The 23408-nt window shown below is 63.2% G+C and carries 24 protein-coding genes and 1 pseudogene; 15 read left to right on the top strand and 10 right to left on the bottom strand.

The genetic code is table 11. The annotated features are described in order from the left end of the window. The first annotated feature begins 18 nt into the window (after nucleotides 1-18). Nucleotides 19-918, top strand: a complete 900-nt coding sequence (locus CO660_RS11780) for a LysR family transcriptional regulator (RefSeq protein ID WP_097598827.1) — start codon at nucleotides 19-21, stop codon at nucleotides 916-918. A 403-nt stretch (nucleotides 919-1321) separates the two neighbouring features. Here the strand turns inward: CO660_RS11780 and CO660_RS11775 are convergent, their stop codons facing one another. Beyond that, nucleotides 1322-1504: a hypothetical protein gene (locus CO660_RS11775; RefSeq protein WP_097598826.1), complete on the bottom strand. Its 183-nt coding sequence runs from the start codon at nucleotides 1502-1504 to the stop codon at nucleotides 1322-1324. 70 nt (nucleotides 1505-1574) lie between these two features. Between CO660_RS11775 and CO660_RS11770 the strand changes: the two genes are divergently transcribed. Next, a complete protein-coding gene (locus CO660_RS11770) occupies nucleotides 1575-2216 on the top strand; it encodes an alpha/beta family hydrolase (RefSeq protein WP_097598825.1) in 642 nt (213 codons plus the stop codon). Here the strand turns inward: CO660_RS11770 and CO660_RS11765 are convergent. From CO660_RS11765 to pcaQ, 3 genes are all read right to left on the bottom strand, one after another. Further along, entirely contained in the window at nucleotides 2213-2908 is a 696-nt protein-coding gene (locus CO660_RS11765; RefSeq protein ID WP_097598824.1) for an RES family NAD+ phosphorylase, read from the bottom strand. The two genes, CO660_RS11770 and CO660_RS11765, sit on opposite strands and share 4 nt — an antisense overlap. Beyond that, nucleotides 2905-3417, bottom strand: coding sequence for an MbcA/ParS/Xre antitoxin family protein (locus tag CO660_RS11760; RefSeq protein WP_085780914.1), 513 nt, complete (start codon nucleotides 3415-3417; stop codon nucleotides 2905-2907). Before CO660_RS11760 ends, CO660_RS11765 begins: the two co-directional genes overlap by 4 nt. A 70-nt stretch (nucleotides 3418-3487) precedes the next feature. Further along, nucleotides 3488-4405: a pca operon transcription factor PcaQ gene (gene pcaQ / locus CO660_RS11755; protein WP_097598823.1), complete on the bottom strand. Its 918-nt coding sequence runs from the start codon at nucleotides 4403-4405 to the stop codon at nucleotides 3488-3490. Nucleotides 4406-4772: 367 nt separating this feature from the next. On the opposite strand from pcaQ, the gene pcaD reads away from it, so the two are divergent. The 8 genes and pseudogenes from pcaD to CO660_RS11715 all read left to right on the top strand — a co-directional run bounded on the left by pcaD (nucleotide 4773) and on the right by CO660_RS11715 (nucleotide 11156). Then, complete coding sequence (pcaD, locus tag CO660_RS11750) at nucleotides 4773-5582, top strand: 3-oxoadipate enol-lactonase (protein WP_097598822.1); 810 nt, start codon at nucleotides 4773-4775, stop codon at nucleotides 5580-5582. Further along, nucleotides 5579-5983: a 4-carboxymuconolactone decarboxylase gene (gene pcaC / locus CO660_RS11745; RefSeq protein WP_097598821.1), complete on the top strand. Its 405-nt coding sequence runs from the start codon at nucleotides 5579-5581 to the stop codon at nucleotides 5981-5983. The genes pcaD and pcaC overlap by 4 nt, the downstream gene beginning before the upstream one ends. Nucleotides 5984-5992: 9 nt before the next feature. After that, on the top strand, nucleotides 5993-6742 hold the full coding sequence (gene pcaH, locus CO660_RS11740) for a protocatechuate 3,4-dioxygenase subunit beta (RefSeq protein ID WP_097598820.1): 750 nt from the start codon (nucleotides 5993-5995) through the stop codon (nucleotides 6740-6742). 2 nt (nucleotides 6743-6744) lie between these two features. Then, nucleotides 6745-7356 (top strand): protocatechuate 3,4-dioxygenase subunit alpha, encoded by a 612-nt coding sequence (pcaG, locus tag CO660_RS11735; RefSeq protein ID WP_097598819.1) that lies wholly within the window; start codon nucleotides 6745-6747, stop codon nucleotides 7354-7356. Between the two features lie 230 nt (nucleotides 7357-7586). After that, nucleotides 7587-8633 carry a 3-carboxy-cis,cis-muconate cycloisomerase gene (locus tag CO660_RS11730; RefSeq protein ID WP_097598818.1) on the top strand — a complete coding sequence of 349 codons (1047 nt, stop codon included), beginning with the start codon at nucleotides 7587-7589 and terminating at the stop codon, nucleotides 8631-8633. Between the two features lie 325 nt (nucleotides 8634-8958). Next, nucleotides 8959-9789 carry an MBL fold metallo-hydrolase gene (locus CO660_RS11725; protein WP_097598817.1) on the top strand — a complete coding sequence of 277 codons (831 nt, stop codon included), beginning with the start codon at nucleotides 8959-8961 and terminating at the stop codon, nucleotides 9787-9789. 120 nt (nucleotides 9790-9909) lie between these two features. Beyond that, nucleotides 9910-10284: a GFA family protein gene (locus CO660_RS11720; protein ID WP_085780906.1), complete on the top strand. Its 375-nt coding sequence runs from the start codon at nucleotides 9910-9912 to the stop codon at nucleotides 10282-10284. Then, a pseudogene (locus CO660_RS11715) lies at nucleotides 10233-11156 on the top strand (alpha/beta hydrolase). Before CO660_RS11720 ends, CO660_RS11715 begins: the two are co-directional and overlap by 52 nt. Here CO660_RS11715 and CO660_RS11710 read toward each other — a convergent pair. Both CO660_RS11710 and CO660_RS11705 read right to left on the bottom strand, forming a co-directional pair. Next, nucleotides 11144-11905 (bottom strand): polysaccharide deacetylase family protein, encoded by a 762-nt coding sequence (locus CO660_RS11710; protein WP_097598944.1) that lies wholly within the window; start codon nucleotides 11903-11905, stop codon nucleotides 11144-11146. The pseudogene CO660_RS11715 and the gene CO660_RS11710 overlap by 13 nt on opposite strands. Before the next feature lie 4 nt (nucleotides 11906-11909). Beyond that, the gene (locus CO660_RS11705) at nucleotides 11910-12992 is read right to left on the bottom strand and encodes a glycosyltransferase family 4 protein (RefSeq protein ID WP_097598943.1); all 1083 of its coding nucleotides are present in this window, start codon (nucleotides 12990-12992) and stop codon (nucleotides 11910-11912) included. Nucleotides 12993-13250: 258 nt separating this feature from the next. Between CO660_RS11705 and CO660_RS11700 the strand changes: the two genes are divergently transcribed. The 3 genes from CO660_RS11700 (at nucleotide 13251) to CO660_RS11690 (ending at nucleotide 17950) form a co-directional block, all read left to right on the top strand. Continuing rightward, entirely contained in the window at nucleotides 13251-14966 is a 1716-nt protein-coding gene (locus CO660_RS11700) for an adenylate/guanylate cyclase domain-containing protein (RefSeq protein ID WP_097598816.1), read from the top strand. Beyond that, nucleotides 14966-15844, top strand: a complete 879-nt coding sequence (locus tag CO660_RS11695; protein WP_097598815.1) for an FkbM family methyltransferase — start codon at nucleotides 14966-14968, stop codon at nucleotides 15842-15844. The genes CO660_RS11700 and CO660_RS11695 overlap by 1 nt, the downstream gene beginning before the upstream one ends. Before the next feature lie 192 nt (nucleotides 15845-16036). Further along, a complete protein-coding gene (locus tag CO660_RS11690) occupies nucleotides 16037-17950 on the top strand; it encodes an adenylate/guanylate cyclase domain-containing protein (RefSeq protein ID WP_097598814.1) in 1914 nt (637 codons plus the stop codon). A gap of 40 nt (nucleotides 17951-17990) precedes the next feature. Here the strand turns inward: CO660_RS11690 and CO660_RS11685 are convergent, their stop codons facing one another. After that, nucleotides 17991-18896, bottom strand: a complete 906-nt coding sequence (locus tag CO660_RS11685) for an NAD(P)/FAD-dependent oxidoreductase (protein ID WP_097598813.1) — start codon at nucleotides 18894-18896, stop codon at nucleotides 17991-17993. A 130-nt stretch (nucleotides 18897-19026) separates the two neighbouring features. On the opposite strand from CO660_RS11685, the gene CO660_RS11680 reads away from it, so the two are divergent. Continuing rightward, on the top strand, nucleotides 19027-19482 hold the full coding sequence (locus tag CO660_RS11680) for an Rrf2 family transcriptional regulator (RefSeq protein WP_097598812.1): 456 nt from the start codon (nucleotides 19027-19029) through the stop codon (nucleotides 19480-19482). A 17-nt stretch (nucleotides 19483-19499) separates the two neighbouring features. On the opposite strand, the gene CO660_RS11675 is transcribed toward CO660_RS11680, so the two are convergent. After that, entirely contained in the window at nucleotides 19500-20000 is a 501-nt protein-coding gene (locus CO660_RS11675; protein ID WP_097598811.1) for a GFA family protein, read from the bottom strand. A 40-nt stretch (nucleotides 20001-20040) separates the two neighbouring features. Then, a complete protein-coding gene (locus CO660_RS11670; RefSeq protein WP_097598810.1) occupies nucleotides 20041-20520 on the bottom strand; it encodes a class I SAM-dependent methyltransferase in 480 nt (159 codons plus the stop codon). A gap of 124 nt (nucleotides 20521-20644) precedes the next feature. Between CO660_RS11670 and CO660_RS11665 the strand changes: the two genes are divergently transcribed. After that, a complete protein-coding gene (locus tag CO660_RS11665) occupies nucleotides 20645-21820 on the top strand; it encodes a DUF3095 domain-containing protein (protein ID WP_097598942.1) in 1176 nt (391 codons plus the stop codon). Here the strand turns inward: CO660_RS11665 and CO660_RS11660 are convergent. Continuing rightward, a complete protein-coding gene (locus tag CO660_RS11660) occupies nucleotides 21810-23147 on the bottom strand; it encodes a nucleotide sugar dehydrogenase (RefSeq protein WP_097598809.1) in 1338 nt (445 codons plus the stop codon). The two genes, CO660_RS11665 and CO660_RS11660, sit on opposite strands and share 11 nt — an antisense overlap. Between the last annotated feature and the right edge of the window lie 261 nt (nucleotides 23148-23408).

Here is a 23408-nt window from a genome sequence, read left to right as displayed (position 1 = left end):
CCTGGATGTTGATGATCAATGGATACGTTGACGAGCCTGCGGGTATTTTGCACCGTCGCCGAACTGAAAAGCTTCACCGCTGCCGCCGATCGCCTGGGCGTTTCACCGGCAATGGCGAGCAAGCATGTGATACAGCTCGAGAGCCGGCTGGGCACGCGGCTGCTCAACCGAACCAGCCGGCATGTCAGCCTGACGGAGACAGGGCGGCTTTATTTCAACCAAACCAGGGAGATGCTCGAACGGCTGGACGAGGTGGAAGACGCGATCGGCAATGTGACGGTCGCTCCCCGCGGCATGCTGAAACTGAGCGCGCCGGTTTGGGCGGCAACCAGCTATTTTACCGACATGCTGGCAGCGTATAACCGGCGCTACCCTGACGTCTGCCTGGACTTGGATCTCAGTGGCCGGCTGGTCAATCTGGTTGACGAAGGTTTCGATCTGGCGCTGCGGGCAACGTCGCAGGACCGGCTCGATCCGGGCCTCGTCGCCCGCCCGCTGACGAATGTGCAGTTCCGTCTCATGGCCTCGCCGGATTACCTCGAGCGAACCGGGCGGCCCCGGAACGTCGGCGAGCTCAACGGCCACGCACTGCTTCGCTACTCCGGTGTCAATACTGGGGAAAGCATGTCGCTGGAAGGTCCGGACGGACCACACAAGATCACCTTCCGCACGGTGATGCAGAGCGACAACGAGACAATTATGCACCTGGCGGCCCTGCGCGGCATGGGCCTCGCCTTCCTGCCGACATGGATGGCTGAGCAGGATATCGAGGCAGGCCGTCTGGAGATCGTGCTTCCGGCCATTATGCTCGGCTTCAACAGCACGCTTTACGCCGTCTATCCGAGCCGCAAATATCTCTCGGCCAAGGTCCGTACCTTCATCGATTTTCTGACGGCGAGCACGCGGGAGATGGGATAATCCTCGCTCAGCGAGAAAACGCCGGCGCGAAAAAAATCCCACTTCGGAATCCCGAAATCCGCTTCGGGATTCCGAAATTCGACGCCTTTATCAGCCATGTGCCCGTGGAAAAACATTGAACAATTTCAAGGATCCAGCCAATTTCGGGATTCCGAAGTGCTCTATAGATTATGGTAGGATTGCTCGCTATCGCCACCAATGCAAACCCAAGCCGTGAATCCACCCGACGTCGGAAAAGCAAAAAGGGCGCTCGACCCTTGCGGGGAGCGCCCTTATCCTGTCGGACAGCGAACAGCTCGACAACGTCGATACCGGGCGCATCCATTTTTCAGGCAGGCCCGCTATATGGACGCTTGCATTCGCCGTTTCAAGGGCTTTTTGCATCATCTTTAGCATGCGGCCACTAAAGGGCGGCGCCGGTCACCGGATTGACCACCGGCCGCTCGCTTTTGTCGCCCTGCCCAGCCGGCTGCACGGCCGGCGGCGCCATCGATTCGGCGTCGGCGGGTTCCGGCTTGCTGGGAACGGCATTGACATCCTTGGGACGGCGCTGCTCGGGCTTTACGTTTTCATCATTCGTCGACATTGTCTGTCTCCTTTCCAGGGAAGAAGTCCGGGCTGCCGACATGGTTCCGGGGGCGGATGGAGGATTGCCGATGCTCGAAAGGTTTTTGCTGCAGGGGCCGCAGGATGCTCGCTTCACCATCCTTCTTGCCCATGGCGCCGGCGCGCCGATGGATTCGGCCTCGATGACAGCGGCGGCCGACGCGCTTGCCGGCGTCGGCTTTCGCGTCGCCCGCTTCGAATTCGCCTATATGGCCGCCCGCCGCACCGCGGAAGGGCGCAAGCCGCCGCCGCGCGCCGAAACCCTCAACCCCGAATATGAGGCGGCGATTGCCGCGCTCGACGCTGGCGGTCCTCTCATCATCGGCGGCAAGTCGATGGGCGGACGGGTGGCGAGCATGGTCGCAGACGGTCTCTACGACAGGGGAAAGATCACTGGCCTGCTCTGCCTCGGCTATCCCTTCCATCCACCCGGCCAGCCGGAGAAGCTGCGCACCGGCCACCTCAAAAGGCTCGCGACACCCACGCTGATCTGCCAGGGTATGCGCGACGAGTTCGGGACAAAGGACGAGGTGCCGGGCTATGATCTCTCCGACAGGATCGAGATCCTCTGGCTTGAGGACGGCGACCATGACCTGAAGCCGCGCAAGAAAATCTCCGGCTTCTCCGCTGCCGACCACCTCGCCGCGATGGCAAAGGCGGCAAAGGCGTGGGCCGAACGCCTGCCGCTTTAGGCACCGCCTTTTGGCCGTCGTCGGGTGGAAAGCTTCCTCACATCGATGCGCCGGTCGGCGGCGAAAACAGTGATTTCGAAATGATCGGCCTGCACCACGTCGCGGATATTCCTCGGCCGGTGCGCCGCGACGTTCACCCCGCCTCTCAGCCGCACGCTGTCATAGAGAATGCCGGCGCCGCCACTCGAGCGCACCTCTTCGCCGAGCACCTGCGATGCAGCGTAGCTCGTGCCGTCATAGATATCGGGCCGCAGCGTCTGTTCGCCGCGAATGTCGAGATAGTCGCCGATCAGGGTGGCGGTATAGCTGCGATAGGTGCGCGCCATCGTCGCCACCCCACGCGCCACAGCCTCGCGGCGGAGATGATGACCGACCTCGGCGGCGGCTGTCTTCAGATTGTCGGCTGCATACCAGGCGCCGAGATCGGGGCCATTGAACCGCATGCCGCCGGGTGCGACATGCAGGAATGCCGCCATCACGATGCTGGCATTGGGCGTGCCGTAGACCCATTCGCTTTCGGGAAGCCGCCGGATGCGGTCGGCCACGAGCCGGTCATTGGTCCATCCCACAAGTTCCATGACGGCTTCGAGATCGGCCGCCCTCGCCACAGTATCGAAGAGACCGATCGGCGGAAATCGCGACGGGATCAGCCGGTAGGACGGTCGCGGCGCCTCGGCGAAACGGTCGCTCACCGGAAGACGATGTCCGCGTCTTCGTAGGGCGTGAATGCCTCGTCGAGCCGGTTCGGCGGCATATAGAGCCCGCCGCGCGCGCCGTCGAGAAACCGGCGCACAGTTATCAGCCCGTCCTGGGTGCCGCTTGTGACGATATCGAGCGGCGGGTGGCCGCCGAAGACAGGCGCCTGATGCGGCGTTCGCAGCCAGTCGATTCCGGCGCGTTCGTCGGCAAACAGCACGCCGAGCGCCTGGTGGATGCCGAGCACGGCGGAGATCCGGGTCAGCGTATCGACATCGAGGGTGAAGGCGCCGTGCTCACGCGCCTGCTTGGCCCAGCTGTGATAGGTCGAGCGGGAGGGATAACCGAGCACGAGGAGGCGCTGTTCTTCAGTGAGCCCCCAGAGATCGGCGATCGCCAGGAAGGTCCGCAAGGCCGGCGGGCTGAGCCGCCTTCGATTGGCCGGCGCAAACCGCTGCGTTTCCAGCCGCTCCGGCTCCTGCTCCCTGTGTCTTGCCTGCTGCATAGCATTCTCCTGTCTTGAACTAGATTTAGTCCAAATCTGGGCATCCGGCAAGTTAATTGGAAGTCGGACTTCAGGATAGCTCTCCGGCCGCCTCGCGGATCGTCTGCATCAGGATCGATTGCGGCAGCGATGGCACCGCATCGGCGCGCATCGTCAGCCCGACCGGCCCCTTGGTTTCGCCGGTGTCGATCGGCAGAAGCGCCAGCCGCCCATCGGCGACATCGCCTGCCACCACGCCGTTGGAAATGATCCAGATCGCATCGCTTGCCCTCAGGAAGGCGCGGCCGAAGGAGTCCGACACCGTCTCGATCTGGTTCGGCAGGCTGGAAATACCGTTGGCGATGAGGAAATTTTCGACGACCGGCCGGATGATCGAGCCGCGCGTCGGCATCAGCACCGTGTAGTCGGCGAAACCGGCAAAGGGCGATTGCCGGCCATCGAGCAGCGGATGGCCGGGACGCACTGCAAACACCACCTGCTCGGAATAGAGATGTTCGAAGGAAAAGCCCGCCATCTTCTCAGCTCCGGCCAGGCGGCCAACCACGAGATCGAGATCGCCGACGCGAAGCTGCTCCAAGAGCACGGCGTTTTCGCCGGTGACGATCTTCACCCGGCTCCGGGTATTTTCCTTGAGGAAGAGTTCCATCGCCCGCGGCATGATGCGCGACGACACCGTCGGCAGGGCGCCGATCCGGATCGGCGGCGCATCAGCGAACTGCTCCTGCGAGACGGAATCGAGACCCTGGCGCAGCGCCGTCAGCGCGGCGCCTGCATGCCGCAAGAAAACCTCGCCGTAACGGGTGATCTTGATGCCGCGGCCGTCGCGCTCGAAGACGGCAACACCCAGCACCTCTTCCAGTTCGCGGATCGTCTTCGTCACCGCCGGCTGGCTGACATGCAGCAACTCCGCCGCCTTCATTACGCTCTTCTGCCGCGCCACCTCGACAAAGGTCTGCAGATGACGAAATTTGACGCGGCTGTCGATCATTCCATAACTCCCGGGTTATCGAGATGCCTGAAAATATCATTTTACTTAACCGGATCAACCATTCAGTTTTGCGCCAAGAGATGGTGGCGAGTTGACGAGAAGGCGCAATCGGTCATCCTCGGCCTTGACCCGTGGCTGGTGGTGCCGTGTGGATGCTCTGCTCAAGGCCGAGCATGTCGGAGGGGCGGGAATGGCTGCCCCTCACCCTAACCCTCTTCCCGCAGGCGGGACGAGGGGACGTGCCAAACGCGGCATCGAGGTTGAGGGAGACGGTGCGGCAAATCCCTTCTCCCCGCACGCGGGGAGAAGGTGGCGGCAGCCGGATGAGGGGCTACCCGGCTGAGCTCATGATGACGGAGGAAGCGACGTGCAGTTCGCCCGCATAAACGACGTGACGATCCACTATCAGCTTATCGGCGCTCCCGCCGACCGGCCGGTGATCGTCTTCATCAATTCGCTCGGAACGGATTTCCGCATCTGGCGCGATGTCGTGGTACGGCTTGCCGGCGATTACGCAATCGTGCTGTACGACAAGCGCGGCCACGGCCTTTCCGACGTCGGCCAGCTCCCCTCATCGATCGAGGATCATGCGACCGATCTTGCCGGCCTGCTCGACCTGCTCTCGGTCAAGGATGCCGTCATCTGTGGCCTCTCGGTTGGCGGCCTCATCGCTCAGTCGCTCGTTCAGCACCGGCCGGATCTCGTCGGCGCCCTCATCCTTTGCGACACCGCCCACAAGATCGGCACGGCAGAGAGCTGGAACGCCCGCATTGCCGCCGTCAAGAAAGATGGCATCGGCAGCATCGTCGACGCCATCATGGAGCGCTGGTTCACGCCGGCCTTCCGACGGCCCGAGAACACCGCCTATTCCGGCTATTGCAACATGCTAACGCGCCAGCCGGTGGAGGGTTACCTCGCCGCCTGTGAGGCGATCCGCGACTCGGATTTCACCGAAGCCGCGAAGTCGATCGCTGCGCCGACAATCTGCATCGTCGGCGACCAGGACGGCTCGACCCCGCCCGATCTGGTACTCTCCACGGCGCGGCTGATCCCTGGCGCTCGTTACGAAGTCATCCGCGATTGCGCGCATATTCCCTGTGTTGAGCAGCCGGAGGCGCTGACGGCGATCATCCGCGCCTTCCTCACATCCATTTCGCCTGGAGAAAATAGCCCATGAACGAGACCGCGTCCCCCTCCGAACGCTACCGGCAAGGCATGGCGACCCGCCGCGCCGTGCTAGGCGACGCCCATGTCGAGCGTGCCATAGCGGCAACGACGGAGTTCGACCGCCCCTTCCAGGAACTGATCACCGAAGCCGCCTGGGGCCATGTCTGGTCGCGCCCGGCGCTGACGAGGCGCGAGCGTTCGATCGTCACCATCGCGCTGCTGGCCGCACTCGGCCAGGACGATGAGGTCGCCATGCATGTGCGTGCCACCGCCAAAACGGGTGCGACCCGGGAGGATATCTGCGAGGCGCTGTTACATGTGGCGATCTATGCCGGCGTTCCCGCCGCCAACCACGCGATCAAGATTGCCAAGCAGGCCTTTGCACAGATGGACGCCGAGAAAGCGGCCTGAGGGGGAGAAATGTCCGAACGAGCAAACAGCAAGCCGGAGACCGGCGCCTTCTTCGCCCGCGACCGCGCCTGGCACGCGCCGGCGCTGACCCCCGGCTACAAAACCTCGGTGCTGCGCGCGCCGCAGCGCGCGCTGCTGTCACTCGACGGCACGATCTCCGAAACAACGGGCCCGGTCTTCGGCCATTCGATCATCGGCGAGCTCGACAACGACCTGATCCTGAATTATGCGCGGCCCGGCGAAAGCGCCATCGGCGAACGCATCATCGTCCATGGCCGCGTGCTCGACGAACGGGCCAAGCCGGTGGCCGGCGCCCTGGTCGAATTCTGGCAGGCCAATGCCGGCGGCCGTTATCGCCACAAGAAGGAAACCTATCTCGCGGCGATCGACCCAAATTTCGGCGGCTGCGGCCGTGCCATCACCGACGAGGAAGGCCGCTACCATTTCCGCACCGTACGGCCCGGCGCCTATCCCTGGCCGAACGGCGTCAACGACTGGCGCCCCGCCCATATCCACTTCTCGATCTTCGGCCACGGCTTTGCCCAGCGCCTGATCACGCAGATGTATTTCGAGGGCGACCCCATGATCTGGAAATGTCCGATCGTCGGCACGATCCCCGACAAGGCGGCGATCGAGCAACTGATCGCACCGCTCGACTGGGGCAATACGATTCCGATGGATTCACGCGCCTATAAATTCGATATCGTGCTGCGCGGACGCCGCTCGACGATGTTCGAAAACAAGCTGGAGGGCAACTGACCATGCAGCAGCTCGGCTATCTCAAGGAAACCCCGTCGCAGACCGCCGGTCCCTATGTGCATATCGGCCTGACGCCGAATTTCTGCGACATCACAGGCGTCTACGACAGCGATCTCGGCGGCGTCATGCTCAACGACAAGACGCTCGGCGAACGCATCACCGTCACTGGCCGCATCTTCGACGGCGCGGACGCGCTGGTGCGCGATGCCGTCGTCGAGATCTGGCAGGCCGACAGCGCCGGCCTTTACAACAGTCCCTCGGAAATGCGCGGCGCCGCCGACCCGAACTTCGCCGGCTGGGGCCGCTGCCCGACCCGGGCCGACGACGGCGTCTACAGCTTCGAAACCATCAAGCCCGGGTGGGTCCCCTTCAAGGACGGCCGCAGACAGGCGCCGCACATCACCTTCTGGATCGTCGCCCGCGGCATCAATATCGGCCTGCATACGCGGATGTATTTTCCGGAGGAGGCCGAAGCCAACGCCAGCGACCCGCTGCTTGCCCGCATCGAACATCGCGAACGCGTTGCCACCATGGTCGCCACCCGCGATAGCGCAACCTGCCGTTTCGACATCCATCTGCAGGGGCCGAAGGAGACGGTGTTTCTGGATATCTGAGGGTGTGCCGGCTGCTTGTCGGAGAAATTCGCGCAAGCAGCCCCCTCACCCTGCCCTCTCCCCGAGGGGAGAGGGGAACAGTGCCACGCGAGAGAACCTGCCCATAAGGCGCCGACGCCGCCTCATTTCCCTTCTCCCGTCGGGGGTCCGAAGGACGGGTCGAGACCAGTGGCTCGACCCCGGGGTGGCGGCAGCCGGATGAGGGGGCCACCACCACAAACGAGCAAACCATGACCGCATCGCCCTTCGACCACCCCTTCCTCTCCGGCCTTGTCGGCGACGACGAAATCGCGCCCTATTTTTCCGCCGAAGCCGATATTCGCGCCATGCTGTCCTTCGAGGCCGCGCTCGCCAGGGCCGAAGCCGCGCACGGCCTTATTCCCGGCGAGGCAGCAAGGAAGATTGCCGAAGCCTGCGCCGATTTTTCTCCAGATCTTGCCAGCCTTCGCGCGGCAACGGCGAAAGACGGGGTCGTCGTCCCCGATCTCGTCAAGCAGCTGCGCGCTGAGATCGGCGAGGAAGCGGGCAGAAACCTGCATCTCGGCGCCACCAGCCAGGACGTCATCGACACCAGCCTGATGATCCGCCTGAAGGCGGTGGTCTTCCTGTTTGCCGGCCGACTTTCCGCCATCCTCGCAGCGCTTGACGGGCTCGACCGGCAGTTCGGCCGCAACCGCCTGATGGGCCATACCCGCATGCAGGCGGCGATCGCTATCAGCGTCTCCGACCGTCTCAATGCCTGGCGCACGCCGCTCGCGACCTATCGCGACCGCCTGACCGAGCAGAGCTTCCCCGTCCAGTTCGGCGGTGCTGCCGGCACGCTCGACAAGCTTGGGCCACAGGCCGCCGCCGTCCGCGCTTCGCTCGCCCAGGAGCTCGGCCTCACCGACATCAGGCAATGGCAGAGCGCGCGTCTGCCGATCGCCGATATCGCCGGCCTGTTCGCTTCGATTTCGGGCAGCCTCGGCAAGATGGGACAGGATATCGCGCTGCTTGCCGAGATGGACGGCGAGATCGAAATTTCAGGCGGCGGCACCTCCTCGGCCATGGCGCACAAGCAGAACCCGGTTGCCGCGGAAGTTCTGGTCTCGCTCGCCCGCTTCAACGCCACGGCGCTCTCGGGTATCCACCAGTCTCTTGTCCATGAACAGGAGCGCTCCGGGGCGGCCTGGACGCTCGAGTGGCTGCTCCTGCCGCAGATGACCATGGCAACCGCCGCCAGCCTGCGGCTCGCCGGAGGACTGATAGGAAATATCAACCGGCTTGGGACGGCTTGAGATCGCAGCTGCGGCCAGCACTGTGGCAAGCCGCGCGGCAGGGGTTCCAGCGCGAGAGCGGGCATTTGCTTTTTCGATCGCGCGCAACCATCTAATAGGCATGACTTGCGGAAAACGCCCTGCCCGCGCAGCCCATTTACCGAAAACCAACCATACTGGGTTGCTTTCCGAAGCGAAAGCCGATTGCTTAGGAGAATATACTTCTTCTTCCGCTACCGGTTAGGAGAATGAAAGGGGGCGCAGGCAAACTCGTGGAATTCTGCTGCTTCGCATCGGGATAAACTATGATTACGATGGCGATGCGGGAAGGCCGGTTTGAAAAACGATGACGACAGAACTGTTTCAGATAAAATTTTGGGGCGTCCGCGGCAGTATTCCCGTATCGGGCCCCGAGTTCGATCGCTACGGCGGTAACACTTCCTGCATCGAGATTCGCTGCGGAAAACATCGGTTGCTTTTCGACGCAGGTTCGGGCCTGCGCGAGGCGGGGCTGTCGCTGCTTGCCGACGGCGTCAGCGACGTGGACCTGTTCTTCAGCCACTGCCATTACGACCACATCATCGGCCTGCCCTTCTTCAAGGCGATCTATTATCCCTCAATCAACGTCAACATCTGGTCCGGGCACCTCGACGGCAAGATGAGCACGCGGGAAATGGTCGAGCAGTTCATCAGCCCGCCCTGGTTTCCGGTCAAGACCGACATCTGTCAGGCGACGATGAACTTCCGCGATTTCCACTCCGGCCAAGTTCTGAAGCCGCATGAGGGCATCGAGATTAGGACTTTCACGTTGAACCACCCGGGCGGTGCCATCGGCTACCGCATCGAATGGCGGGGTCGTTCGATCGCTCTGATCTACGATATCGAGCATATTCCCGGCAGTTATGATCCGGTCTCCCTGGAGATGATGCACGGCGCCGATCTCGTCGTCTACGATTGCACCTACAATGAAGATGAGATGCAGCGCTTCAAGGGCTTCGGCCATTCGACCTGGGAGCACGGCACCGAGCTGGCCAAAATGGCGGGCGCCAAGCGCTTCGCCTTGTTCCACCACGCCCCCTCCCGCACGGACGAACAACTGGCCGAAATGGAAGCGCAGGCTGAGGCCGCCTTCCCCGGCGCCTTCGCCGCCCGCGACAACCAGACGGTTGTTATTTAGAACACCAAGCTTCCTGCACCGGCGCAAGCAGGCGCCGGCCCGTCTGCGCCTGCGGACGGAACCGATGCCGGGTCCGCCCGTTTCCCCGGCAGCGCAAGATCGATGAAACGGGTATCAGCCATGACCGTGCTCTCCGGACAATGCCTTTGCGGGCAGGTGAAACTTTCTGTTCGTGGCGAACCGCTGCGCGTCGGCATTTGTCACTGCACCGACTGCCGAAAGGAAAGCGGTTCGGCCTTTACCTTTTACGGCGTCTGGCCCGCCGGCCAATTTGAACATTCCGGCGAAACCGGCGAATTCCACGGCCGGCGCTTCTGCACCGGATGCGGTTCGCGGCTGTTTTCCGCCGATGACCAGGAGGCGGAAATCAAGCTCGGCATCCTCTCGCAGGCGCCGACGCCGCTGGCGCCGCGCTACGAACTCTGGATCAAACGCCGTGAGGCATGGCTGCGGCCCGTGGAGGGCGCCGAGCAGTACCAGGAGGACCGAACGTGAATCTGGCCACGCTCGTCCGACATCACATCACCACCGTTGCAGGTATCGAGATTTTTTACCGTGAGGCCGGCCCGAAGGAGGCGCCGGTACTGCTGCTGCCGCACGGCTATCCTTGCTCGTCTTACGAGTTTCGTAATCTCATGCCGCGCCTTGCCGACCGCTGGCGGCTGATCGCCCCGGATTTCCCCGGCGCGGGCTACAGCGGCACACCCGATGATTTCGACTAGAGCTTCGATGGTTATGCCGCCTGGCTTGAAGCGTTCATCGGCGCGCTCGATGTCGACCGTTTCGCCCTCTATCTCCACGATTTCGGCTCACCGATCGGAGCGCGGCTGGCAATCAGAAACCCGAGCCGCATCGTGGCGCTGATCATCCAGAATGGCGATATTCCCTATGAGGATGCGCTCGGCCCGAAATATGCCGATATCGAGGCGACGTGGGCGCTGCCGCGCGCGGAGATGAGGAAAGCGCTGGCGCAAGCGATCAGCGAGGAGACGTTCCGGGAGGAATTCCTCAACGACCTGCCGCCGCCCCTGGCCGACACAATCCCGCCGGATCTCTGGCGGCTGCACTGGTCGCTGATCACGCCGCGGCGCAAGGAAATCGCTATCGACCTGATCGCCGGATTAAAGGAGAACCGCGCCTGGTTCCCCGAGCACCGGAAGTATCTCAGAGAGTACCGGCCGCCGACCCTGATCGTCTGGGGGCCAAACGACCACTATATGCCGGAAAAGTCGGCACGCGCCTATCTCCGAGATCTGCCGGAGGCCGAACTGCATCTGCTCGACGGCGGGCATTGGCTGCTCGAGACGCATCTGAATGAGGTCACAGAACTGGTGCGGGACTTCCTCGGGCGCGTTCACGCAGCCTGATCTTGCAGGAGTTCTGGCGCCGACCACCAAGAGACGGCAGGGTGGTGGGCCGTCACCGCAAACAAGTCCGACAGGAAATCCCAGGCGGCCGCATCATGAACCAGATGGTGGCTGAGCACACCAATCGGCTCGCCATTGCCGGCAAACCGGTCGCGGAGTTCGGCAACTAGTTCGGCCACCAGTTCCTCCGCGCTGCGGCCGCCTCGCGTGCCGTGCCAGTCGATGATATCGACATGGGTGTTGAGAAGCGGGATCGGCCCGCCCTCTTTTGCCCGCCCATAAACCGAGAGCGCCGCAAAGCCGACTTCGGGCAATGCCGGGATGAGCCCGGCGTCGATCCGGTTCCACGGCGGCACCAGCACCGGCAGGAAGCGGGCGGGATGGAGCCGCTTCAGGCGCTGCAATCCTTCACGCAACTCGCTGAGCACCACCTCGGGCGGCCGTTCGCCGCCGAGTTCCTGCTTCTTGCGCTCAGGTCCGGCGTGATTGGTATGCGACCAGCCATGCACAGCGACAGCGACGCCGGCGTCCTCCGCCAGCCGCGCACCTAATGTCTCGCCGGTCCGGCCGGGAATGACGGCAAGCGTCAGTGGAATCCCGTTCCCGCCGCTCAGCGCCAACAGCTGCTCCAGATCGGGCGTCGGCTCGACGGCGTCGTCGTCGCGCAGCCAGAATCGCGCCACGCGGCCGGCGGCTCGCCAGCGGTCGAGCTCGCGCCGCAGCGGTTCCCAGCTCATCCCTTGGCTCATCATCTCACTCCTGTTCCTGCGCCTTGCGCAAAATCTCGTCCAGAACGCGGGCTGCCGTCGCAAGCGATCGCTCCTCGAGCACGAAGCGCCGCGCCGCCTGTCCCATCGCTTCGCGTTTTTGCCCGTCGCCGAGCAGGGCCGCAATGGCCCCGGCATAGGCGGCGACATTGCCCTCCGGTGTCAGCAGACCGGTGACGCCGGCCTCGACCACGGCGGGCACGCCCGCCGTTTTCTGCGCCACGACAGGTAGGCCGGCGGCCTGGGCTTCGAGATAGGCAAGGCCATAGGCCTCGCCGCAGCCGGGCCAGACATAAATGCCGCCACGCGCGAGCAGGCCGGCGATCTCGGTCTCGCTCCGCTCGCCCAGCCATTCGATGCGGCCGGGAAAGCCGGCAAACAGCCCCTCCACCTCCCGGTGCATCGGCCCGTCGCCGATGACCGAAAGGGTCCATGGCTTGTTTTCAATCAGCCGCAATGCTTTTGCGAGCATCGCGTAGCTTTCCATCTTGTCGCCGGCCCGCATCATCGCGACGGTCATCAGCCGGCTGGGATCGGGCGCCGGACGCACCGCCTCGAACAGCGCCGAATCGATGAACGGCTTGAGAGCCGCAAGCCGCGCCTGCGGAAAGGCGGCTGATAGTCCGGCCCGATCACGCTCGGTGAAGCTGATATTGACCGCCGCCTGCATGACCGCCTCCCCCACGCGCTTCTGCCGGCCGGCCCAATCCGTCCGGTCGCGTTTTGCTGCATAGGAGGCTTCGGCGGTGACATAGGGAATAGCCAATTCGGCGGCGATCGCCGGCCCGAAGGGATCGGGCGATTTATAATAGGGATGATAGCAGAACCAGAGATCCGGCCGCGGCTCTTTTTGCCATTTCTCCCGCAAACGCGCCATTTCGGCGGAGATGGCGGGTGCGAGCGCCGCGGCCGCCTCAGGCGTCGGGGCATGAGTGCGAAATTCGGAGACGACCTCGACCTGATGCCCGGCACGCTCCAATGCCCGGATCAGCAGCCGCGCCATCAGCCGGTCGCCCGAAGGCACCGGGTGGTTCGGCGATTTCATCGGCGCATAGAAGGCGACCCGCATGCGCATCCCTCGCATAGACACACTGTTTCCAATCGTCATTCACAGGCGAATTCATATGCAAATCAGGCACATGCAGCACGCGGTCGCGTTGAACCCTCCCATGGTGTGCGGCATCGTGACCGGCGGCGAAAAAATCCCTTATTGCCGCCCTCCCGAAAACTTGCGCATAAGCATATGCAATGTGATCGCAATTGAAGCAATTCCGCCTCTTTCCCCATCTCTATGGGCCTGCGTTTGCATCGACAAGAACGGGAATGAATGACGACGGCCTCGGTCACAGGGATTTTTTCGGAGCGCTCGATCAGAAGGGCAAGGCTCGGTTCGGGGCTGGTTATTTTCGTCTTCGTTCTCTTGCATTTGTCGAACCATGCACTGGGACTCGTTTCGATCGCCGCGGCCGATAAGGCCCGCCATCTTTTCCTGGCAATCTGGCGCAATCCCGCCGGCACCGTCCTGTTTTACGGATCAGTCCTCGTCCATATGACCCTGGTGCTGCGCGCCATCTACATCAGGCGCAGCCTGGTCATGCCGAAGGGGGAAGCAGCCCAGATGGTGCTCGGCCTGCTGATCCCGCTGCTTCTGATCGATCACGTCATCGGCACCCGCATTGCCCATGAACTCTATGGCTATATCGACAATTACGAGACGATCGTCGGCATGTTATGGCTGCGGACGCCGGCGACGGGCGTGCGCCAGGCATTCGGCCTGATCGCGGTGTGGATCCACGGCTGCATCGGCATCCATTACTGGCTGCGTTACCGCCCCTGGTACGGCGGTTTCGCACCGCTGCTACTGGCGCTGGCGATCCTTGCGCCGGTGCTGTCGCTGCTCGGTTTCGTCGAAATGGGCCGCACGCTTGCCGACCCAGCCTATCAACTGACCGCGATCGAGCCTTACGCAACGACCGTGAATTCCCACTATGTCTCCGACCCCGCGATTCGCAGCCAGATCGCCATGGTTCGCGCCGGGCTCTATGGCGCCTTCTCGGCCTCGCTGATCATCGTCGTTGCCGCCCGCACACAGCGCAGGCTGAAGGAGCGTCTCGATCAGGTCGCGGTGCACTATCCGGGCGGCGAAGTGATCCGCGTGCCGCGTGGGTTCACGGTGCTGGAGGCGAGCCGGCTCGGCGGTCTGCCGCATTATTCGGTCTGCGGCGGCAAGGGCCAGTGCTCCACCTGCCGGGTACAGATTCTTGGTGATTACCAGACGCTGCCGCCGCCCGACAAGCTGGAACAGACGACACTGAAACGCATCAATGCCGGCCCTGATGTCCGCCTCGCCTGCCAGCTTCGGCCGAATACCGATGTCTCGGTCGCGCCCCTTCTCGTGCCGGCCGTCGAGGCGGCTCTTCCCGCCAACAGCCAGGAGACGAGCCCCGGCCGTGAGCGTGAAATCGTCGTGCTCTTCGTCGATATCCGCCACTTCACCACGCTGACGGAAACCCGCCTGCCCTTCGACGTCGTCTTCCTCCTGAACCGCTATTTCGCCATCATCGGCAAGGCGGTGGAGCAGGCGGGCGGCCGGCTCGACAAATTCATCGGCGACGGCGCCATGGCGCTCTTCGGCCTCAACGCCGCGCCGGAGGAGGCCTGCCGCCAAGCGCTCGACGCGGCGGCGGCAATCAACATCGGGATCGAGAAACTCGCCGCCGAACTGGCCGAAGAGCTGACGCTGCCGCTGCGGATCGCCATCGGCATCCACACCGGCCCGGCCGTCATCGGCACGATGGGCTACGGCCGGGTGCGCAGCATGACGGCGATTGGGGATACGGTGAACGTCGCGAGCCGACTGGAAAGTGCGGCCAAGGAATTCGACGCAGCGATCGTCTTCTCCGAGCCGGTGGCCAGGCTTGCCGGCGCCGATCTTGCCGGCATCGAAAGCCGTGAAATCAGCGTGCGCGGCCGCGCCCTGCCCTTGAAAGTCTATTTCGTTCCGAGAGAGAAAGCGGCAGAACCGCTCAAAGGAAAAGCCTGATGCACGGCAAGCCCTGGCTCACCGCCAAATATTGGAGCCGCCGGTTGCGCAAGGCGCGCAATAGAGTCGCCTCGCGCTTCTTCGACACCCGCCTCGGCCGCCGGCTGCTGATCGAGAATATTGGTCCGCGCGTCATCTCGATGACGGTCGATGCCGGTGATCATCTGATGACCTTCTCGCCTTCCGACTATATCGGCCGAAAGGTCTTCCGGAAGGGCCATTTCGAGCGCGACACCGTCGACCGGTTGATCGCCATCCTGCGCGAGCGCGGCCTGCTCAGGAAGGATGCGACGCTGCTCGAGATCGGCGGCAATATTGGCACCCAGACGGTTTATTTCGCCTTGAGCGGCACCTATGCCAAGATCGTCAGCGTCGAGCCCGATCCGCGCAATTTCCCGCTGCTTGAACTCAACATCCGCCAGAACCGGCTGGAGGAGAAGGTCCGCCTCGTCAACTGCGCCGCCGGCGAGCACGCAGGCGAGATCGACTTTTTCCTGAACCTCAACAATCACGGCAAGAGCAGCGCCATCCGCCAGGGCTCTAGCGATAGGAAGGTCACCGTACCGGTGAAGCCGGTCTCCGAAATCCTCGCCGGGCTTTCGATCGACCCGGCCGCGATTGGGCTGGTGTGGATGGATATCGAAGGCTATGAGCCGGTCGCCTGCCGCTCGATGCAGCCGCTGCTTTCCCGCCGCGTGCCGCTTCATATGGAGTTCACGCCGCTGTTCTACGGGCGCGAGGGCACGAAGGCCTTCATAACGATGCTGTCGGGGTTCTACGAGGATTGCGTCGTGCTCTTCGAGGACCGCGAGGAAGAGATGAAGGTGCGGGATCTGCCGAGCGATATCGATCAGTACAACATATTGTTTTTGCCCTAGGCTCTGCCGGACACGATTACTGGCACCGTGCGCGGACGTCCGTGTTGCCCCCCGGGGGCGTGAGCCCAGGACCGTCTTGTGCAAACCCGAAAAAAGCGGTTAGCTGCACAGTTGGGGGCACTTTTCAAGCACAGTCAGACGAGCTTCGGGCGTTAGATGCGCTGAGAGGTGTCCGCATTCGAGGGAAGTCTCGTGCGCTGGTCCAAACCGCTCAGAGTGCATCTCGGTGTCCTGGTCGTCGCATCGCTGCTTTGCACGTCGATGCCGATTATCTGGTTGGCGTTCAGGCAGGGAAGCAATGCTGCCGTGAGTGCCGGCGCGCAGCAGATGCGCGAGATGAGCCTGCGGCTGATCGAGGGATATCGCCACACGCTGGAGGGAGGCTACGAGGCGGTGGCGCTGGCATCCACCCTGCCGCAGCTCGTTTCGCCGCCGCCTCAGGATATCAAGGCGAAACAGGACCTCTTTCTCGAAGTTCTGCGAAATGTCCCCGAGGCAACGAGCATCTATACCGGATACCCTGACGGCTCGTACTTGCAGGTCATCAACGCTGGAAGGAGGGATGTCCGCCAGACCCTCGCGGCGCCTGACGAAGCGGCTTTCGCGATCAGAACGATCGCCGGGCGACAAAGCGCGAACGTCATATCGACGCTTGGCTTTCTCGACGGCAAGGCAAGACTGATCGGCGAACGGGATGTCGACGACGCGTCTTTCGATCCGCGGCAACGCCCGTGGTATCAATCGGTCGTTCAGGACGGCGCCCCGGTCTCCGTCGGCCCCTATGTGACCGGAACGCTCAAGGTGCCGACGCTGACGATCGCGGCACCGATGAAGGACGATGGGCGGGTGGTCGTCGGCATCAACGTTCACCTGCAGACCATCGGCCGCCTGCTGGATGCACAGAGTATTTCGCCGCATGCCCGAGCCTATGTCATCGACGGTAGCGGCAATCTCGTTGCTCATTCCGACCCTGATATCATGAGCAGGATCATCGCAATATGGTCGAGAACCTCAGGCGCGTTCGCCATAACGGCAAACGCCTTCGATACCAGTCTCGAAACGATTGTCCGGCTGCGGCAGGATCCTGCCTTCGCAAACGGCGGCCTGGCGCGGATCGAACTTGATGGTGCAAGCTATCTTGTCCAGATCGCCCCGGTCAGCGTGTCCGGCCTGTTCCGGGGAAGCACGGCCGCAATCGTCGTGCCGCTGGACGACCTCGTTGCCGAGGCCAACCGGCTGCTCGTGCGCAATCTCCTGATTGCCGGCATCCTGTTGATCGCGGGTGTTGCGGCATCGGTGGTCCTGTCGCGCATGGTCAGCCGCTCTCTATACCGCCTCGCTGACGAGGCGCGCATGATTGGCGATCTCGAGGTCAGCGAGAAGGCCCTGTCGCACTCCTGGATAACGGAAATCAACACATTGGCGAGCGCGCTCTCGGCAAGCCGTCACGCCATCGGCCAGTTTGCCCTCTATGTTCCGCGTGAAGTGGTCCGCCGCATCGTCAGCCCTGACGGGCGAACGGTCGTCAAGGCGAAGCGGCAGGACGTGACCGTGCTGTTTACCGATATCAGGGACTTCACGACCATATCGGAGCAGAATTCGCCCGAGGACGTGGTCGATACGCTATCGGCCTATTTCGAGCTGCTGAACACCATTGCCGAGAGCCATGACGGCACGGTCGTCCAATATCTCGGCGATTCCATCTTCGTCATGTGGAATGCCCCTGTTCAAGATGGCGGGCATATCGAACACGGCTGTCGATGCGCGCTTGCCATGAAAGCCGCCGTCGACGAACTCAACGGGAAAAACCGGGCGCATGGCCACCCCGAACTCTTCACGCGGTTCGGCCTCCATACGGGCCCCGCCGTCGTCGGCAGTTTCGGAGCGATCTCGCGCCAGCAATATACGGCCATGGGCGATACGATCAACGTCGCCTCCCGGCTGGAGGGATTGAACAAGGAATACGGCACCTCGATCCTGGTGAGCGCCGCCATCCATAACGCCGTCGGCGACCGCTTCCAGTTTCGGCCGCTGGGTCTGGTGCAGGTGAAGGGACGGGCTGAAAAGGTTGATCTTTGGGAGCTGGTTGGGGATCTCAGGTGCTAGGTGTTGGCGCGCCTCTCCCATCTCCCACCGTCGCATGCACCTACCCGGCGGGCTGCATCACTAGCGACTGATGGCAATGCACGCCGGCAAGCACACCCGAGGCCGAAGCGAGCGTGCCGCTGTGCATGGAGCTTGCGGCATCGCCGGCGGCGAAGACGCCCTTGACGCTGGTCTCCTTGTTTTCGCCGGTACGGATGACCGGCCCGAAGGCACCGTCGTCGAAGGCGCAGCCAAGTTGTTCGGCAATCGGGCTTGCCATCGCCGTTTTCGGCGCGACGAATATGGCGTCGAGCGGCACGATGCGGTCATCGCCGAGACGCACCGCCTGGAGTTTCGGACTATCGCCCAATAATTCCACGACAGGGCTGCGTTCGATGCGCACGCCACGGGCGGTGAGCCGTCTCAGTTGCTCTTCATCGGGCTCGAACAGCCGCTGGGTGAAAAAGGTGGTCGCGCCCCAGTCCGGGATCATCATCGCCGAATGGGCGGAATGCGGATGGTTTGCCAGGACGCCGAGGTCGCCGCCGCTCACCTCATAGCCGTGGCAATAGGGGCAGTGCAGCACCGAGCGGCCCCACCGATCCCTGAGCCCGGGGATATCGGGCAGCGTGTCGCTGACGCCGGTTGCGAGAATGAGGCGACGAGCGCGTTCTTCACTGCCGCCTTCGATGGTGACGACGAATTCCTCACCCTCCTTCTGCGTGCGCGTGACCTTGCCGTCGCGCAGCGTGATGTTTGGATAGAGCGAAAGCTGCCTCTTCCCCTCGGCCATGATCGCCTCCGGCGGCTGGCCGTCCTGGCCGAGGAAGCCGTGCGAGGCCAGCGAAAACCGGTTTCGCGGCGCGCCTGCGTCTACGAGCAGAACCTGCCGCCGCGCCCGGGTGAGTTGCATGGCCGCGGACAGACCGGCAAAATTGCCGCCGATGACGATGACTTCGTAGGACATGCGGTCACTCCTTGGACATTACTTCTCATGAATCAACATAAGTTACATGAAACAGCGCCGTCAACCATCATGTCACTTGTCTTGTTACAAATTGCTTGTGATAATGGCGCTTGATCGACAGGATAGAACCATGCGCAACGACAGCCGCCTTTCCCGCATGCTGCACGTGCTGATCCACATGGATCGGCATGAACATGCGGCAACCTCCGAGGTGATTGCAAAGATGCTCAACACCAATCCCGTCGTCGTGCGCCGCACCATGGCCGGCCTTCGCGACCAGGGCTATGTGCGTTCGGAAAAAGGCCATGGCGGCGGCTGGACGCTGGTGCGGCCGTTGTCCGAGCTCACCCTGCTCGACGTCTACAACGCGCTTGGGGACCCACACCTCTTCGCCATCGGCCCCGCCGACGATCAGCCCAAATGTCTGGTCGAGCAGGCGGTGAATAGTGCGCTGGCCGACGCGATGAAGGAGGCTGAGGCGCTGCTTTTGAGGCGGCTGGGCAGCGTGACGCTGGAGGAAATCGCGGCTGACTTCGAGACAAAACTGACGGCGCGTTCGGCTACGGCTTATTCCTGCGCCTCGTGAGCGGAAGCTCCTAGGGCTCAGCCGTCACGCCCCCTCACCGTCCACGAGGCGGTATCGCGATCGGGGTGCTGGTTGTTGCTTTCCCTGATCGCCGCAGCCCAGTCAGCGCCGTTGGTTTCGGTCGCGCCGGTATTTTCTATGTCCGTGATCGTGTCGAACCATGCCACCATGTTTTCGGTGCAGGTATTGGCATGCGGCGGGAAGGCGTTCGGATGGTCGAGCGAACCGATCATCAGGTTGGTGCGACCGTTTTCCAGGTGATGGAAGAACAATGGCGTGCCGCAATTGGCGCAGAAGCCGCGCTCGACTAGCTCCGAGCTCTTCCAGACGCTCGGCTTGCCACGTGTCCAGGTGAGCGCATCATCGGACGCGGCGACGAGCGCAGCAAAGATGTTGCCGGAAGCCTTCTGGCACATGCGGCAATGGCAGAGATGCGAATTGTCGAACATGGCGGTTGCGTGATAGCGCACGGCGCCGCACTGACAGCCGCCGCTGACTTCCATCTCGATGCGTTCCATTTTTCTCCTCCTTCAAAGACGGGTGGGGCTTCCTCTCCCCTCACATGCGCCGATACAGAAAATACCGCCCTTCCTTGATTCCCTCCGGCAGCGGCAGCTCCGTGAGCTCCGGATGCTCCAGCGGCAGGCCGCTGACGGCGATGCCGTTCGGGGCGAGCACGCCGGCTATCAGCTGTGGCAGCCAGGTCAGCGTCACCGCATCGATCTCGTCATGGCCGGTGCCGATATCGGCGTGGGCGAGGGCTGCGCCGATGCCGAGGAAGGCCTGACCGGAATCGCGGATGTTGCCGGTCACCATATCTTGCGGCTCTGGGGTCGAGGCCGAATAGGAGCGGACTTCCCAGTCGAAGGCGATGATGCGGCGGTCGGGGAATTTTTCGCGCAGGTGATCATAGGTGCGGCCGTTGCCGAGGCCGAACTCCAGCACCGGGCCTTCGATGTCCTCGACCAGATCGGTGATTGCGTTCAGAATGTCGCGTTGGGCCGTCAACCGGCGAATGAAGCTGTCGAGGCGGCTCATCGCAATCCGAATCCGTGATGAAAATCGTGAGCGCGTGCTAACACATGAAACCTTGTCAAGTCGATTGCCATAGATGGGAATTGGCGTTGCAGCAGCGATATGGGTCTGTGCTATGGTCAATGACATGACAACCGGGACCGACGAAGAATTCTTTGCGAGCGTGCCGCGCTTCAGCGCCTTCGAGGGCGTGACCGATGCCGGCAATTACCGGCCGCTGCCGGAGGGATGGGTGCTGGCGCTTGCCGATATCGTCGGTTCGACGCAGGCGATTGCCGGCGGTCGCTACAAGGACGTCAACATGGCCGGCGCCAGCGTCATTTCGGCGGTGCTGAATGCAGTCGGCAAGGGCGACTATCCCTTCGTCTTCGGCGGCGATGGCGCGCTGATCGCGCTGCCGGGTTCGCTGGAGAAGGCGGCGCGGGATGCACTCGCCGCCGTGCAGGTCTGGGTCGAGGAGGATCTCGGCCTGATGCTGCGCATCGCTATCGTGCCGGTCGCCGATACCCGCGCGGAGGGCCTCGACGTGCGCGTCGCGCGCTATTCCGCAAGCCCGCATGTCACCTATGCGATGTTCTGGGGCGGCGGCACAAGCTGGGCGGAACGACAGATGAAACTCGGCCGTTACGGCGTCGAGCGCGCCGCGCCGGGCACGCGGCCGGATCTCACCGGCCTGTCCTGCCGCTGGAGCCCGATTGCGGCGGAGAATGGCGAGATCGTCTCGATCATCGCCGTGCCCGGCGAAGGCCGGCCGGGCGAAGAATTCCGCGATCTCGTCAACGGCATCGTCGCCATCACCGCCGAGCAGAACCGCGGCAGCCATCCGGTGCCGGCCGACGGCCCGAAATTCGCCTTCTCGCTGAAGGGCATCAATCGCGAGGCCAAGGCCACCGCGCCCGCGGGAAGACGGCTGTGGCAGAAGCTGATCATCTTCCTGCAGCTCGCCATCATCCTCGCGTGCTACAGGCTCGGCCTTCCACTCGGACGCTTTGATGCCCGCCGCTACAAGCGCGACGTCGCCGGCAATTCCGATTTCCGCAAGTTCGACGACGGGCTGAAGATGACGGTCGACGTCGACGCCGGCCGCTTGAAACGGATCGAGACGCTGCTGGAAGACGCGCGGGCCAAGGGCATCGCCCGCTACGGCCTGCATCGCCAGTCCTCGGCTTTGATGACCTGCTTCGTGCCGACGCCGATCTCGCGCGACCACATGCATTTCATCGACGGGGCGTCAGGTGGCTATGCGGTGGCCGCCAGCCGGATGACCGGCAAATCGCTTTCGGCCGTTTCCGTCACGCCTTGATGACGTGATCGGCCGAGAGGCCGAGCCGGTCGAAGACATTGCGGGTATCGACGATCAGAGCAGCAGTTTTGGCGAGCGCCGCATAATCCACACTGTCATGATCGGTCGCGACCAGCACTGCGTCATAGCCGCTCAAGGTCTCCGGCGTCAGCGTGACCGATCTGCGGCCTTTCAGGGCCTGGTATTCGCGCGTCGGCGGGATTTCGGCGACGAAGGGATCGTGGTAATCGGCGCGGCCGCCGCGCTCCTCGATGATTTCAATCAGCCGCAGCGACGGGCTCTCTCTGATATCGGCGACGTTCTTCTTATAGGCGAGGCCCAGCACCAGGACACGGCTGCGGCTCAGCGCCTTGCCGGCGCGCATGTCGAGCGCTTCGGCTAGTTTGCCGACGACATAGCGCGGCATCGCCGAATTGATCTCGCCGGCAAGCTCGATGAAGCGGGTCGGAAGCTCGTATTCACGTGATTTCCAGGTGAGGTAGAAGGGATCGATTGGGATGCAATGGCCGCCGAGGCCGGGGCCGGGATAGAAGGGCATATAGCCGAAGGGCTTGGTCTTGGCCGCCTCGATCACTTCCCAGACGTCGATGCCCATGGCCGCATAGACGGTCTTCAACTCGTTGACGAGGGCGATGTTGACCGAACGGAAGATGTTTTCGGTGAGCTTGACCGCTTCGGCCGTCGCATTCGAGGAAACCGGGACGACGGTCGAAACCGCAGCGCCGTAAAAGGCCTTCATCAGAGCCAACGCCTCGGGCCCGTCGCCGGCGACGACCTTCGGGATGGTCGCGGTGTGATAATGCTGATTGCCGGGGTCCTCGCGCTCCGGCGAGAAGCCGACGAAGAAGTCCGCGCCGGATTTCAACCCGGTGCCTTCGAGAATGACCTTGACGATGTCGTCCGTCGTGCCGGGATAGGTGGTCGATTCCAGAGCGACGAGCTGGCCGGGACGCAGGTGCTCAGCGATCGAGCGCGAGGTCGCCTCGACGAAGGAAAGATCGGGGTCGCGATGTTTGGTCAGCGGCGTCGGCACGCAGATGATGATGACATCGCATTCGCCAAGGCCTGCGAAATCCGTGGTCGCCTGGAACCGCCCCGCCTCGATCTCGGCTGCGAGCGCCTCGTTGCTGACGGCGTCGATGTAGGAGCGGCGGGCATCGAGCGCCACCATCTTTGAGGGATCGATGTCGAAGCCGGTGACCGCAAAACCGCTGCGCGCTACCGCAATCGCCAGCGGCAGGCCAACATAACCGAGCCCGATAATGCCGGCACGCGCCGCGCGGGTTTCGATCTTCTGCTGAAGCGTGTCGAAGGTGGAGGTTGCCAAGACGGGATCTTTCAAAACGGAACAGGGGAAGCTGATCTAATGCATGATGGCGGGGAATTAAACCCGGAGGTTCTTCCCGGCGACAATTGTCCGGTTGGTGGCAAAAGCTGCCCCTCACCCTAACCCTCTCCCCGCTCGCGGGGCGAGGGGACGCGCCCTGCGAGAAGTTGGTGAGGGACGGAGGGGCCGCGGCATATCCCCTTCTCCCCGCGTGCGGGGGTCCGAGCCACGGGTCGAGACCCGTGGCTCGACCCCGGTCGG

The sequence above is a fragment of the Rhizobium sp. L9 genome (genome assembly GCF_002531885.1).
Taxonomy (GTDB): Bacteria; Pseudomonadota; Alphaproteobacteria; order Rhizobiales; family Rhizobiaceae; genus Rhizobium.
The sequence above is the reverse complement of the archived record's forward strand: the minus strand, read 5'-3'. Positions and strand labels throughout refer to the sequence as shown.